The 14227-nt window shown below is 59.9% G+C and carries 13 protein-coding genes and 1 tRNA gene; 5 read left to right on the forward strand and 9 right to left on the reverse strand.

Annotated features, from left to right (window positions below; all coding sequences use genetic code 11):
• The first annotated feature begins 106 nt into the window (after nt 1–106).
• A complete protein-coding gene (locus tag AB8E48_RS05315; RefSeq protein ID WP_368885995.1) occupies nt 107–805 on the forward strand; it encodes a hypothetical protein in 699 nt (232 codons plus the stop codon).
• Nucleotides 806–1082: 277 nt separating this feature from the next.
• A complete protein-coding gene (locus AB8E48_RS05320) occupies nt 1083–3053 on the forward strand; it encodes an NHL domain-containing thioredoxin family protein (protein WP_368885996.1) in 1971 nt (656 codons plus the stop codon).
• Between the two features lie 237 nt (nt 3054–3290).
• Here the strand turns inward: AB8E48_RS05320 and AB8E48_RS05325 are convergent, their stop codons facing one another.
• Nucleotides 3291–4268 (reverse strand): hypothetical protein, encoded by a 978-nt coding sequence (locus AB8E48_RS05325; protein WP_368885997.1) that lies wholly within the window; start codon nt 4266–4268, stop codon nt 3291–3293.
• Nucleotides 4269–4331: 63 nt separating this feature from the next.
• Here AB8E48_RS05325 and AB8E48_RS05330 point away from each other — a divergent pair, with 63 nt between their 5' ends.
• The gene (locus tag AB8E48_RS05330) at nt 4332–5033 is read left to right on the forward strand and encodes a hypothetical protein (RefSeq protein ID WP_368885998.1); all 702 of its coding nucleotides are present in this window, start codon (nt 4332–4334) and stop codon (nt 5031–5033) included.
• Nucleotides 5034–5191: 158 nt separating this feature from the next.
• On the opposite strand, the gene AB8E48_RS05335 is transcribed toward AB8E48_RS05330, so the two are convergent.
• From AB8E48_RS05335 to AB8E48_RS05370, 8 genes are all read right to left on the reverse strand, one after another.
• Nucleotides 5192–5857, reverse strand: coding sequence for a class I SAM-dependent methyltransferase (locus AB8E48_RS05335; protein WP_368885999.1), 666 nt, complete (start codon nt 5855–5857; stop codon nt 5192–5194).
• 188 nt (nt 5858–6045) lie between these two features.
• Nucleotides 6046–7158 carry a MauE/DoxX family redox-associated membrane protein gene (locus AB8E48_RS05340; RefSeq protein WP_368886000.1) on the reverse strand — a complete coding sequence of 371 codons (1113 nt, stop codon included), beginning with the start codon at nt 7156–7158 and terminating at the stop codon, nt 6046–6048.
• Nucleotides 7159–7293: 135 nt separating this feature from the next.
• Nucleotides 7294–8349, reverse strand: a complete 1056-nt coding sequence (locus tag AB8E48_RS05345) for a ThiF family adenylyltransferase (RefSeq protein WP_368886001.1) — start codon at nt 8347–8349, stop codon at nt 7294–7296.
• Nucleotides 8340–9110 carry a thiazole synthase gene (locus AB8E48_RS05350; protein ID WP_311450400.1) on the reverse strand — a complete coding sequence of 257 codons (771 nt, stop codon included), beginning with the start codon at nt 9108–9110 and terminating at the stop codon, nt 8340–8342. Before AB8E48_RS05350 ends, AB8E48_RS05345 begins: the two co-directional genes overlap by 10 nt.
• A gap of 146 nt (nt 9111–9256) precedes the next feature.
• The gene (thiS, locus tag AB8E48_RS05355; protein ID WP_294628211.1) at nt 9257–9454 is read right to left on the reverse strand and encodes a sulfur carrier protein ThiS; all 198 of its coding nucleotides are present in this window, start codon (nt 9452–9454) and stop codon (nt 9257–9259) included.
• A gap of 48 nt (nt 9455–9502) precedes the next feature.
• The gene (thiO, locus tag AB8E48_RS05360; RefSeq protein WP_368886002.1) at nt 9503–10585 is read right to left on the reverse strand and encodes a glycine oxidase ThiO; all 1083 of its coding nucleotides are present in this window, start codon (nt 10583–10585) and stop codon (nt 9503–9505) included.
• 2 nt (nt 10586–10587) lie between these two features.
• Nucleotides 10588–11208, reverse strand: a complete 621-nt coding sequence (locus AB8E48_RS05365) for a thiamine phosphate synthase (protein ID WP_368886003.1) — start codon at nt 11206–11208, stop codon at nt 10588–10590.
• A gap of 688 nt (nt 11209–11896) precedes the next feature.
• Nucleotides 11897–11970 (reverse strand) — tRNA-Gly (locus AB8E48_RS05370).
• Nucleotides 11971–12122: 152 nt separating this feature from the next.
• On the opposite strand from AB8E48_RS05370, the gene dcd reads away from it, so the two are divergent.
• A complete protein-coding gene (gene dcd, locus AB8E48_RS05375; protein WP_368886004.1) occupies nt 12123–12722 on the forward strand; it encodes a dCTP deaminase in 600 nt (199 codons plus the stop codon).
• A gap of 132 nt (nt 12723–12854) precedes the next feature.
• A complete protein-coding gene (locus AB8E48_RS05380; protein WP_368886005.1) occupies nt 12855–14186 on the forward strand; it encodes a septin family protein in 1332 nt (443 codons plus the stop codon).
• Nucleotides 14187–14227: the final 41 nt, after the last annotated feature.

The raw sequence follows: 14227 nt of genomic DNA on the forward strand, positions 1-14227 counted from the left end.
AGACGACCATTGCTAGGATAGGGAAGCGCACAGAATCTAGCGCTCACTCAATGCACGCTCCATGTGGTGCAGAGACACACAACACGTGTCAGAAAAAGGAAAATTAGTGAAGAAATCTATTGCTATCTTGTCCCTAGGCCTTGCGACTACGCTCGGCCTGGTAGCCTGCGGTGAGACTACGCAGACCACCATCACCATCAACCAGAGCGCATCCCCCGAATCGCAGATGGCCTCAAGCGAAGTACCGGTTAAGGCTGAGGAAGAGCCGACTGAAGCAGACTCAACGCAGGATACTTCCGCCGAAAAACAGGCCGTAGCAGAAGAAGAATCTCAGTCCGCAGAATCCACCTCTGATGGTGCCAAGGAGAAATCCTTCAAGGAGACCATTGAAGAGGCCAAGAAGAGCCCCGCAGCACGGAAATCTACGAATGCTGACGGTACCGTGTATACTTCATCCCTCGGCGATGAAGTCGCCATTGTTGAGGCGAACAACGGCGATGACATCATTATCAATAAGGACGGTAGCTGGAGCCGCCTCACGCCTAAAAAGTCAATCGTTACTGTAAACGCTGATGGGTCGTGGAGCGCAATCATGGCTAGCGGGCGTCTTATCAACGTCGAGTCAGACGGTATGGCCCAGATTATTGACTTTAAGAATGAGGTTAACGAGGAATCCTACGCGTCCCTGGAAATCCCGCAAACCCCCGCCCCTGTTGAGGCTCTCAACATAACTCCGAAGGAACCTGCGAAACCGACGAAGAGGGCCCATAGCTGGGACCCCGAAAGGGCTTCTGACGCGGATTAGGAGTCTAGGAACTCCAGCGTATCCAGCGCACATTGTAACTAAGCTAATTAGCTGAGACTGCCTGAATACCTTGACGCCCCGCACGTATCCGATAGTGATGCGTGCGGGGCGCTTCTGTGCACCCACACACCACCCGCAATATGACTTAATATGACAGGTCGTTAAGCCCCCAAGTCACAAAGCTCAACTCCCAGCGAACCACCCCCACCACGCTGGCATAATGGGGACAGCAAACCATCGCGCCCACACGCGGCGCACCCAACAGGAGAGAGAACCCATGAGCGAGAACACCACCCGCAGCGTACGCGTACGCGCCAGCGAACTCGAAGGCCGATCCTGGCTCAACACCGGCGACAAAAACCTCACCCTGCAGGACCTGCGCGGCAAAATCGTCATCCTCGACTTCTGGACCCTCTGCTGCATCAACTGCCTGCACGTCCTCGACGAACTGCGCCCCCTCGAAGAAGAATTCTCCGACGTGCTCGTCACCGTCGGCGTACACAGCCCCAAATTCGAGCACGAAGCCGACCCCGTAGCGCTCGCCGCAGCCGTCGACCGCTACCACATCACCCACCCCGTACTCGACGACCCCGAACTGACCACCTGGCAGGCATACACCGCCCGCGCATGGCCCACCCTCGTCGTCGTCGACCCCGAAGGCTACATCGTCGCACACCTCTCCGGCGAAGGCCACGTGCAGGGCCTCACCTCCCTCGTACGCGAGCTCGTCGCCGAGCACGAGGCGAAGGGCACCTTGCACCGCGGCGACGGCCCCTACGTGCCCCGCCCCAAGGCCGCCGGCACCTACGCCTTCCCCGGCAAAGCCATCGAACTGCCCACTGAATTCGGCCCCGCAAACCTCTTCGGCAACCGCGAGCGCACCTACCTCGTTGCCGACAGCGCGCGCCACCGCATCCTGCAGGTAGCAGCCGACCTCAACACCGTCATCAACACCTACGGTGGCGGTGACGACCCCGTCAACCACCCCGTCAAGGGTCACGTCGACGGCACCGGCACCGAAGCACGCTTCAACGAGCCCGCCGGCCTCGCCCTCGTACCCGAAAACCTGCGCGAACAGCTTGGCTACGACGTGCTCGTCGCCGACACCGTCAACCACCGCCTGCGCTCCCTCAACCTGCGCACCGGCGAAGTACGCACCCTCGCGGGTAACGGCGTGCAGCGCGTCATCGACGGCGACAACGCCGTCACCGGCGACCCCAACCACATCCCCGCCGGCGTGCCCGCTACCGAAATTGCCCTCTCCTCGCCCTGGGATGCCGTCTACTCCCGCGAAGCCGGCCAGTTCATCATCGCCATGGCAGGTACCCACCAGCTCTTCGGCTACGAACCCGTCACCGGTGCCGTCAGCATCTTCGCTGGCTCCGGCGTCGAAGGCCTCGCCGACGGCCCCGCCGCTGAAGCCTGGTTCGCCCAGCCCTCCGGCATCATCGAAGCACGCGACGGCAGCCTCTGGGTCGCATGCTCCGAAACCAGCGGCCTGCGCCACATCACCTTCACCGAAGACGGCGTACAGGTCACCTCCGCCGTCGGCAAGGGCCTGTTCGACTTCGGCTTCGTCGACGGTGACTCCGACACCGCCCGCATGCAGCACCCCCTCGGCCTGACCGAACTGCCCGACGGATCCATCGCAGTCGCAGACACCTACAATGGCGCCATCCGCCGCTGGGACCCCGTTACCGGCACCCTCGGCACCCTCGAACGCGGCCTCGACGAACCCTCCGACCTGCTCGTCGAAGAAGCACTCGGCGAAGAACCGCGCCTCATCATCGTCGAAACCAACGCCCACCAGCTCGTACGAGCCTCCATCCCCGCGAAGGCACAGCACGTCGACGAAGGCGCCATCACCACCGCACGCCCCTCGACCAAGCTCACCGGCGGCACCCTCGAATTCACCTCACGATTCACCGTGCCCACCGGCCAGAAGCTCGACACCCGCTGGGGCGACCCCACCCAGCTGAAGATCTCATCCACCCCCGAGAACTTCATCCTGGAAGGCGCCGGCACCTCCACCGGGCTGACCCGCACCCTCGTGCTCAACCCCGAGATCACCGAGGCGGTCCTGCACATCACCGCCCGCGCCGCCGCCTGCGACGGCACCCCCGACGGTGACATCCCCGAGCACGCAGCATGCCACCTCTACCAGCAGGACTGGGGTATTCCCGTCATCGTGACCGGTGACGAGGCAGACGAAAGCGAACTCGTCCTGGACCTGCGCGGTATCAACTAATCACCTAAATACATAAAACAGGAACCGGTACATATCCTCGCTCCTACAGGGAACCCGCCCTCGCTTCGCTCGGGCACCCTGATGTCGCTACGGATAGTACCGGTTCCTTTGTGCCTTTAGGATGAACGGAGGCGAAAGGGCCGGGTCATCCTCGCTCCTACAGGGGCACCCGTCCTCGCTTCGCTCGGACACCCTGATGTCGCTACGGATAACACCGGCCCTTACAGGTCAGCAAACCTAGAAGGAGACTCGGACCGCCTTCGCATCTGCCTCCACCGACGCCTTCAACGTAAACGGAATCTCCTTCTGCACCTGCGAACGCGCACCCGTATACAAATCCAACTGAGTAAACGACACCTTTGCCGTACCCGACATCGGCTTCAACGACCACACACCCGCCGAACTCACACTCACCTGCGGATCCGCGACCTTCTCAACAGACCACTTCACCTCAGAATCCACACGGCCCGTAAACGCATACTCAAAAGGGCACCCACCAGGATAAAGAGTGCTCTGCTGCGTGCACTTCTTCAAATAATCCTGCACCTGCTCCTTCACCGACGACAACGCATTATCACTCGGCTTCAACTCCATACGCACCGCATGATTCGCATCCTGCGCCGTCACCACCTCATTCACCTTCTGCGCCGTATACACCGTCGAATCATACGACACCGCATACACGCCCGGATAAAACACAGGGAACGACGCCACACCCTTATCCACCGCAACCTTACGGTTATTAATCGTCGCAGCCTCCACACCCTGAATATTCACCTTCACCGACGGCAAAGACGCCTCATCAATAGCCCACTTATCAAAAAAGCCCCAATGCGTACCCGAACGATGCAAACGAAAATCCGTATGCTGCCGCGAACCCTCCAACGTATAAGAAGCACGCACCGTCGCATGCTCACCATCCTCGCTGGTCTCCACCACCTCATACGACACCTCACCCAACGAAGACACCGAACGCCTCAAAGCATCCCCATCCAGCAAAGATGCGTCACCCTCAGGAATCTGCGCACCCAACAAGCCACGCGCATACGAACCATTACCCGTACGCAACGCATGAAAATACTCCCGCACCTGACCCGTCGGGCCATACACCAGCTTATTCGTCATAACCAGCGCCGCAGCAGCCACAGACACCGCCACCACAACACCGACCATCCACATTGCCAGAACCCGCTCCACGGGAGAAAAATTACGCATAGAACCAGAGTAACGCAGGTAGTCCGCTAGGTTTCACGCACCGCACACACTAAAGTTGTGTATATGGCAGAACGCGCTCACGAAGTCCCCGCCAAATACGGCGAAGTCAACGAACTATTCCACCCCCGCATGCGCTCCTACGGCAGGCGCATCGAAGCGGCACTCCCCGGCACCATCGTGCTCCTCGCCGCACTCGCCTTCATCTTCTACAAGCGACCCGCCCTGCCGTACACCATCTTTGTACTGCTCATCGGCACCATCGCAGGCGTAAACCTCTACTCAGTCCTCAAACCCACCATCATCGTCATCACCAAAACCCACGTGCTCCGCGCACGCACCTTCGGCTGGTTCGCCGTACCCCTCGAAAACATCGACCACACCATCTTCGTCGAAAAGCTCTACCCCAAAAAAGCTTACGGCCAGAAACTCAAAACCGTCGCCGGCCGCCTACGCTACCGCAGCTTCCCCGCCATGTGGGCAGTCGACAAAGACGGCAAACAGCTCATGCGCATCGACGGCCGCGTCTGGGACGGCAAAACTATGCGAGAAGTCTCCTCCAAGCTCTCCGCCCAAACCACCATCTACAAGCAAATCAACGTGGTCAACATGGACAAAGAACACAAGGGACTCATCACCTTCAACGAACTGCACCCCGGCTGGCGCTCCAGCCTCATGACCGCGCTCGCCGTCATCATCGTGGTAATCCTCTTCGCCGCATCCTTCCTGCCCGAAGAAGTAGCCCGCAACATCTACATGATCCACTAGAACGCCCATTCTTTAAAGTTCTTATGGACGCGCTTCTTCCGGACACGCAAAAGGCCCGGCACCCACCCCACACAGGGGAGGCGCCGGGCCTTTTGTATGCCTAACTATATGCGTTTAGTGCGCTCGTTTCAGATGTGAGCCCAGTTCTAGATGCGAGCCTAGCTCGCCGGGCGGGACAGCACCGCCACCAAAAACTCCGAAGAACCCTCAACAAACGGGTGCATCTGCCACGACGAATACGTGTTATCCACGTTCAGACCAGCCTCGCGGGCATCCACCAAAAACTGCTCAAACGCATAATCACGGCCCGGACCCGAACCGTAACCAACCACCGCACGGCCGCCAGGAGCCAACACGCGACGGAAATTCTCAACCACAGGCTTACGAGTCGAACGAGCCAAGAAACCCATCACATTACCCGCACACACCAGCAGCTCAAAACCATTCTCCTCAGTGGCGTCACCCTCAATGCCCAGAACCTCCGGCAAATCCACCAAATCAGCCGTAATCCACGTAGCATCCGGGCAGACGCGGCGCGCCTCCTCAATCAGCTCAGGATCAATATCCACACCCGTCACACGGTGACCCAGCGCGTGCAGCTGTTTACCCACACGGCCAGGACCCGAACCCGCATCAAGAATCTTCGCGCCACGAGAAGCCAACGCATTCACCAGACGAGACTCACCCGCCATATCATTACCCTCAGCCTCCATCGCCTTAAAACGGTCAATGTACCACTGTGAATGATTCGGGTTGCTCTCCTTGCGGACCAGCCACAAGGACTTCTCACGCTCGCCCGGAGCGTTGAAACTCATCATTGCCATAAAAACTCCTTAGACAGGGTTGAGGACGCGCCAGTCACCAGGCAAGGTGACCGCGGCGTATAAGCGGTGTGTGCGCTACGTACTAGCATAGCCCCACCCGGCGTCTGCCGGTAAGGGCAAGTAAGAGCCGGACGGGGCTATCGGAAGCGCTACAGAGGCGCTACAGGGGCTGGATGATAGGGGTGCGTTTAGAGGTGGTCACCACCAGTATTCGACGTACCCTCAGCAATCGCCTTACGCATCTGCTCCTGACGCTCCTCCTCAGCCAGACGAGCAGCCTCAGCGAACTGCGCCTCAATATCGGTCAGCAGCGCCTCAACCTCCTCCTTACCAGCCACCGGGCCGCCAGCAATCAGACCATCAGCACCCAAAACCACAGCCAACGGCACACCATTACCGAAATTCGCGCGCGCACCAGCATCACGGTCAATCAGCGGAGTTAACCCTTCAGGCAACGTACCCGCATTACGCGAGGTCTGCAACGACTCCAAGCTCGAATACACCGGATGCAACGCCACCTGCGGCAGACGCTCCTGCCACGAAGACATCGTCTTCAAAAACTTCACACAACCAGCACACGTCGCCGACACAAACACCAGCATACGCGCCTGATTCTTAGCCAACGCACGCAAATTCGTGTGGCGGCCATTCTCCAGGTACAGCGCCGCATGAGGAATCGGCATACGAACATACAGCTCCTCGCCGTTCTCGTCATACACCGGCTCCGGCAAAATCACTTCAGCCTGCGGCTCCGGCTGCGCCAGCGCATCACCGCGGCGAACAGCCTCCAAAGTCAAAGCAATCAGCGCCGCACCAACAACCCAAGCCCAGCCGCTAACGCCCAAACCCAGCAGAGTCGACACAACACCCGTGCCACCCTTCAACGCACTCATATGCGCACCAGCAGCCGCCAACAACAGCGCAACATTACGGACCAGCGTATAACGGCTCACCGGCGCAGTTGACTCAGAACCAAAACAATTACAACCAGCGGTGCGTCCCGTTGCCAGAGCGCGCGCAATCACCACCGTATAGAACAGCATCAGCACCAGCGCTAAACCCGACGCAATCACAGCAGGCAAACGCACCGGCGACAACAGCAGAACGGCGGCTAGGGCGATCTCGAACCACGGCAGGACAAGTGACACCAGACGGGTCGGCGCAATCTTCTCCAAACCAAGATTCTGAATACCAGTCACGGTACTCTGAGGGTCCTTCGCCTTAGCAATACCGCTAACGAGCAGAGTTAGGGCGATGAGAGCCGTGCACAAAACAAGCGGCACAGTAGGGACGGTGAGCATAAAACTCCTAGAGTGAGTGTGCGAAAACAGGAGGCGGCAGGGCAGTTTTCAGACAGAGCTTTTGGGCAGAACAAACCGCGCGACGTGCCGCCGTGTTATACACGATTTTACGCCCTGCACATGGGGAAACCGTCTCTACAGTGCCGTGAGGCGCACCCCGTACTCGCCCGCCAGCTGCTCATACGCCTGCACAAAGCGCTGCGCACGCGCACCCGAGGCACAGAAAACACCCACACGCTGATCACGCACCGACTCAAACAGGCTCAGCAGCTCCGCGGGCACGTCGGTTGCCGGCAACAGCGACCCCTCCGCGTCGCTCAGCTGCGACAACGGCACATGCAGCGAGCCCTCATGCTTCACCGACTCCTCACGCTCAGGTACCTCACGCACATCCAACAGCACCTGTGGAACCTCATGCGCCGACAAATCCACCGGCACCACACGCGCCGGATCCGGCACCGCCCCAAACGACGTACACGTACCCGACAGGGCATCATAAGTCAGCAGAGTGCCCGCCGCCGTCGGTAGGCCACTCACATGCTTGAGCACCTCCGTCGCCATCAGCGAACCAACCACCGCTGTTGTTGCCCCCAAGACACCGGCAAGCGCGCACGACTCCACAGTCTGCGGAATCGTCGGAAAAATATCACGCAAATGCGCGCCATCCGGCTCAAAAAGACTCACCGACCCGCCAAAACGCAGCACCGTGCCCCACACCAGCGGCAGACCCGCAACCTGCGCAGCATCCGCAATCAGATACTTCGACGCAAACGTATCCGTACAATCCACCACACAATCCGGTGCCGACGCGGCAAAAAGATCCAAAATCCAGGACGCATCCACATGCCGGATTGTCGTCTCAACCGTCAACGACGGGCACAGCTCCAGCGCACGGCGCGCCGCAACCTCCGCCTTCGGCTCACCCACATCAGACACCCCAAACAGCGGCTGACGCTGAATATTCGACAACTCCACCGAATCAGAATCCACAATATGCAGATACCCTACACCAGCCGCCGCCAACGCCTGCACCACCGGACAGCCCAAACCGCCAGCACCAATCACCAACACGCGAGCCGCCGCGACCGCATCCTGATCAAAACCGGGGAGGCGACGCTGACGGTCCGTGCGCTCGCGATCCAGACGCGCATGCTCCGGGTTCACCGGGGTAGGGGAGAGGTTTACATCCACGAGACGAAACCCTCCGACGGCGACGACGCCTTCGCGTGCTCACGCACCGGAATACGGCCCGCCTCACGCGCCAATGCGCCCGCCTGCACCGCAAACTTCATCGCCTGAGCCATCGCCACCGGATCTTCGGCACGATTCACCGCCGACGCCAACAACACCGCATCACAGCCCAGCTCCATCGCCAGGGCCGCATCCGAGGCGGTACCCACGCCGGCATCCAGAACCACCGGAACCTGCGCGCGGGACGCAATCAGCTCAATATTGTGCGGATTCAAAATGCCCAGACCGGTACCAATCGGCGCGCCCAACGGCATGACCGCGGCAACGCCCGCATCCTCCAGACGGGCGGCAGCCACTGGATCGTCAGAGGTATATGCGAGCACCGTGAAATCCTCAGCGACCAGCTGCTCGCAAGCGGTCAGCAGCTCCACGGTATCCGGCAGCAGGGTGTCTTCATCGTGAATAATCTCAACCTTCACCCAGGAGGTGCCCAGCGCCTCGCGGGCGAGCATCGCGGTCATCACCGCATCAGCTGCGGTGCGGCACCCTGCGGTATTGGGCAGCGGCGCAATATTGAGCTTCTGCAGAAGCGGAAAAATGGGGGTGCCTGCGGCGTGACGGCGCATGGCAACGGTCGTCATTTCGGTGCCGGAGGCGATGAGCGCCTGTTCGAGCAGGTCCATGCTGGTTGCGCCTCCGGAGCCCATGATAAGGCGGGAGTTGAAAGTGCGGTCGCCGATGGTGAGTGGTGTGAGGCTCATGAGTTCTCCTCTGTGGGAACGTCTAGATAACGGGGTTTAGGTGTGTGGGCGCGGCGGCGCGCCCGGTGTAGAAAGAAAACCGAGAATGGCTGTTCTTTTTTTGCTGGTGGGTATTTGCCGGGGGTTTGCCAGCACAAGCTGGAGGATTAGCCACCCTGAACGGCGGTCAGGGCATCCACCCTGTCACCCTCGCTCAGCGGCACATCCAGCCATGTGGAACGCGGCACGATACTGCGGTTGAGCGCCACAGCCACACCATTTTCGGTACCGAATTGGTCCATGACAAGGTCAAATACGGTGCGGGCGTTCGTGGTTAGCGGCTCGCCGTTGTAGGTGATGATCATGCGGAATCCTTTCGTGAGGGCGCCGGGTGCACCCGGCGGGAACTGTGTTTAGTGGGTGAATCGTGCCGGGTCGCACGCCTGCATGATGGGCGGAATCTCAGCCCCGCAGGCGACCTCCGCGCTGACCTTACCGGCGAGTGCGGCAAGCAGAATGCCGTGGCGGAAATAGCCCGTGGACACGAGCTGCCGGGTGCCGTCAGCGCGAGTGCGGTACCCGAAGATGGGCAGGTCGTCCGGGGTGCCGGGGCGGGCGCCGACGTTCGCCTCCAGAAGCTCGCACTCTTCAACGGCGGGCACCAGGCGGATTGCGTCACGTAGCAGCTGGTGTACGCCGTCAATAGCGGGGAGGGTGCGGTGGTCTTCGCGGCTGGTCGCGCCGATGCACAGCTCCCCGTCGGGGCGGGGGATGAGGTAGACGGGGCGGGAGTTCACGTAGCCGCGCACCACGTGCTTGAGGATGGGCCGCGGGGTGCGCAGGCGCAGAATATCCCCGTAGACGGGTCGTAGCGGGTAGTCCCCGTGCAGTGTTGCCCCTAGTCCGGTGCAGATAATGTCGCCTGCGTCCGGGTCGGTGACCCGTTCGGTGCTGAAGGTGACGCCGCGGCGGGTGAGTGCGTCTTTGAGGGCGCGCCTCATGAGCCGCGGGTGCAGCTGATGGTCACTGGGAATGCTCACGGCACCGGCAATGCGCGGCGCCAGGAGCGGTTCGAGGGCGCGCGCCTGCGTGGGTGTGACGGGGTCTGCGGGGCGGTTCAAATCCCGGTAGTAGGCGCGGGTGCGCTGCAGATGCTCGGCGTCGGCACGGTCGGCGGCGACAATGAGCGTGCCGGTGGTGTCGTAGCCGGTGGGCAGGTCGGTGGCGCGGCTGAGCCGCTCCATGAGGGAGGGGTAAGCGTCGGCGCTGGCGGTCATGAGCGGGAAGAGCGCGTCCTGTTGGAATTGCACTTCGGCGATGGGGGCGAGCATGCCGCCGGCGTAGTGGCTGGCGGCGGGGTAGAGCGCCGTGCCATCCTCGGCGGTACCGTAGTCGCCGGTGCCGGCGTCGATGAGGTGCACACTCTCGCCGCGTTCGGTGAGCTCAAACGCGGTGGTGAGGCCAATGATTCCGCCGCCAATAATGGTGATGGTCATGGCTATGCCTTCAGTGCGGGGTTGTCGACGAAGGCGCGGACCATGGCGATTCCGGCAACTCCGGTGGTGCGGATGGCGGGGCAGTCTTCGGGGGTGATGTCACCGATAGCTACGGTCGGCACGGCGGACAATTCGGCAAGTTCGCGGAGCCCATCAATGCCGAGGGGCGGGCGGTTGGACTGCTTGGTGGGGCTGGGGCGGAACGGGCCGGTGCCAATGTAGTCAATCAGATGCGCAATCTTGTTAGACTCTTCGACGAGCTGCCGGGTGCCGGTGGTCAGGCCGATGATGGCGTCGGCACCGAGGAGGGCGCGGGCGTCGGCTACGGGCAGGTCGTCTTGACCGATGTGCACGCCGTCAACGCGCACGCCGCGGGCACGCAACGCGAGGGCGACATCAACACGGTCGTCGACGAGCAGGGTCTGGTGCGGCTGGATGATGCCGGCGATAGCTTCGGTGAGCTGGTAGAGTTCGCGCGCACTGATGGGCTTGGACCTGACCTGGATGCAGGTGGCGTGTTTAGCTGCCCGGACGGTTTCGAGGGGGTTGTCGCCTGTGACGAGGTAGAGGCTCAGGTCGAGGGGGCGTGCGGGGGTGGTGTAGGGGTGCGTTTCGCGGGTCATGCGGGTCTACGATTCGTCGTCGAGTAGATGTTTTTGAGAAAATCTCTCATTGAATTTCTGTGGTTAGGTTAGCACAACTGTGTGGTGAGTTGAACATCCTTCAAGTGTTTTGATGCGTCTTGCGGGGTGCGTTCCTCGCTCGTGTAGGGGATAGGCTGGCGCGCTATACACTTCCTTCGCTCCTACAGGGGACCCGCCCTCGCAGAGCTCGGGCACCCTGATGTCGCTTCCGGAAGGTATAGCTGTGCGGTGCGCTCGCATGGTTGCGGCAAGCCCTTTCGCACCGAGCCCGCTGGTAGGCGCATTGACTTCCTATACGGAACTACCACCGCACCCAAATACCTATCTGCATCTCCTCGGTGAGCTATCTGCGGTACCTCACCCCAGCATTCCCTTCCCCGCCTTCGCGCACACTCTTCCCAAGCTGAGCAACCCGCGGCGCATTCCCCGCCGCGCAACCCGCACCCTACCTCGCACCACAGGGAGGGGGATGGAATTAGTAGGGGAGAGGCCGGTATGTTCCGTCGCGACATCAGGGTGTCCGAAGCGGAGCGAGGACGGGTTCCCTGCAGGAGCTAGGAACATACCGCCTCGACCCGTCCAACCCAAGCCGCATCCTAAACCCTTGGCCCAACCACCGCATCCAACCCAAAATAAAAAGCCCCAAACCAATAAAGTCCGGGGCTTTTGGAGCGGCTGACGGGAATCGAACCCGCGTATCAGGCTTGGGAAGCGTGCGCTCTACCATTGAGCTACAGCCGCATCTTTTTCAGTGTATCGCGCCTGCTTGCTGGGGTGAAATATGTTGCGGTGCTTGTTGGCGGCGCGGCCGGGGTTGAAATGTGATGTAGGACTGTGTGCTGGGGCTGGTGGATGCCTGCACGTGGGTGGTGTTTGCCAGGTATCCTTTAAGCGTGCTTATTTCAGATCGCGATATTCGTCAAGAGATTGCTGATGGGCGCATCGTTCTTGATCCGTTCGATGAGTCGATGATTCAGCCTGCAAGTGTGGACGTGAGGATTGATCGTTTCTTCCGTCTGTTTGATAACCATAAGTACCCGCATATTGATCCTGCTCAGCCGCAGGAGGATTTGACCCGCCTGGTTGAGGTGGCTCCTGATGAGCCGTTTATTTTGCATCCGGGTGAGTTTGTGTTGGGTTCTACGTATGAGAAGGTGACTCTACCTGATGATGTGGCTGCCCGCCTGGAGGGTAAGTCGTCGTTGGGTCGTTTGGGTCTTCTGACTCACTCTACGGCTGGTTTTATTGATCCTGGTTTTTCTGGTCATGTGACGCTTGAGTTGTCGAATATGGCGACTTTGCCGATTATGTTGTGGCCGGGTTCTAAGGTTGGTCAGTTGTGTTTCTTCCGTTTGAGTAGCCCGACTGAGCATCCGTATGGTTCTGGTGCGTATGGTAACCGTTACCAGGGTCAGCGTGGCCCGACTGCTTCGCGTAGTTATTTGAATTTTCATCAGACGATGATTCCTACGGATAGTTCTGTGGAGTCTTAGTCTTTCCCGCTTTGGGGTGCGGGCGTGCAGGCTGTGTGTTTGTGCGCCCGCGTTGGGCGGTTTTTCGCCTGTTTGTGCTCGTGCGTTCACTCGCGTGCGGGTTTTTATCTCTCACTCTCTAAGGATTTTTTGATGAATCTGAAGCCTGTTGTTCTGCGTGTTGCTGGCGCGGAAGTTTCTGTGTATCTGATTGATATGTCGGACTCTTTTGTGGAGCGTTTTAAGAAGGCGTGGGAGCCTCTTGCTCCGGAGTTTTTTGATACTCCTGATGAGGCGTATGCTTCGTTGTCTCGTTTTGATCAGGTGATGCTGGTGCATGCGCCGACTGATGAGTCGGTGATGGATTTGGCGAATCCGCTGATGGGTTCGTTTGATAAGGTGTCGACGCTGCGTGTGGCTGATGACGATTCGGGTATGCAGGATCTGACGAGCCGTATTACGTTGGCGATGATTGAGCAGCTGGTTGGTCGCGGTGTGATGCTGCATGCGGCTGTTATTGGTGACCCTGAGTCGAAGCGCGCTGTTGCGCTGGTGGGTGTTTCTGGTAGCGGTAAGACGACTGCGTCGCGTTTCTTGGGTTCGAAGTTTGCGTACCTGACTGATGAGACTGCGATTATTTCGGATGAGGGTGTTGTGTCGCCGTATCCGAAGCCGCTGTCTGTGATTGTTGACCCGAATGCGCCGAAGGATCAGCAGAACCCGGTTGATTTGGGCCTGAATGTTGTTGATCGTGATGACCGCAGCTATAAGCTGTCGCGTATTGTGTTCATTTCTCGTGATGAGTCGGCTTCTGAGCCGTATTTTGAGCGTGTTCCGCTGCATGAGGCTCTGGTGTTCTTGAGCGAGCAGAGCTCTGGTTTGGCGCGTCACCCTGAGGGTGTTGTGTCGCTGGCTAAGCTGGTGGAGCGTTGCGGTGGCGTGTGGCGCCTGGTGTACTCGGAGATTGAGGACACTCTGCCGCTGGTTCAGGACCTGCTGAATGGTGGCGAGCTGCCGAACGCTGATGAGGTTGAGAGCCTGGAGAAGTACACGGTTGAGGATCACCTGCCGGGTGTGTTCTTGAACGGTACGATTGCGGTTTCTCGTATGCCGGGTACTTCGGGTGTGCGTGTGGGCGAGGACGGCCCGTTCTTGCTGCTGTGCGATACTGAGCTGAATGAGCTGTCTGAGTTTGCGGCTGAGTGCTGGCTGCAGGCTGAGGGCGACATTTCGTACGATGACCTGTTTGCGCGTCTGGCTGAGATCTTTGAGGGTCTGCCTGCTGAGGCGTATGACGAGAACCTGAGCGCTTTGGCGGCTGGTTCGATGCTGTGGGTTCGTGTGATTGATGATCCGCTGATTGATGACGCGACCTGGGCTCAGCTGACCAGCGATGAGGTTCTGGATGAGGAGGACCAGCAGATTTCGCTGGGCTCCTCTGAGGATGCTGTCTCTGATGATGAGGACGACGTGGTGGAGGACTAACCACCGGGGTTCTCCGCTGATGAGCACCGCCGAATAAGCAC

The organism is Rothia mucilaginosa (genome assembly GCF_964211445.1).
Taxonomy (GTDB): Bacteria; Actinomycetota; Actinomycetes; order Actinomycetales; family Micrococcaceae; genus Rothia; species Rothia mucilaginosa_E.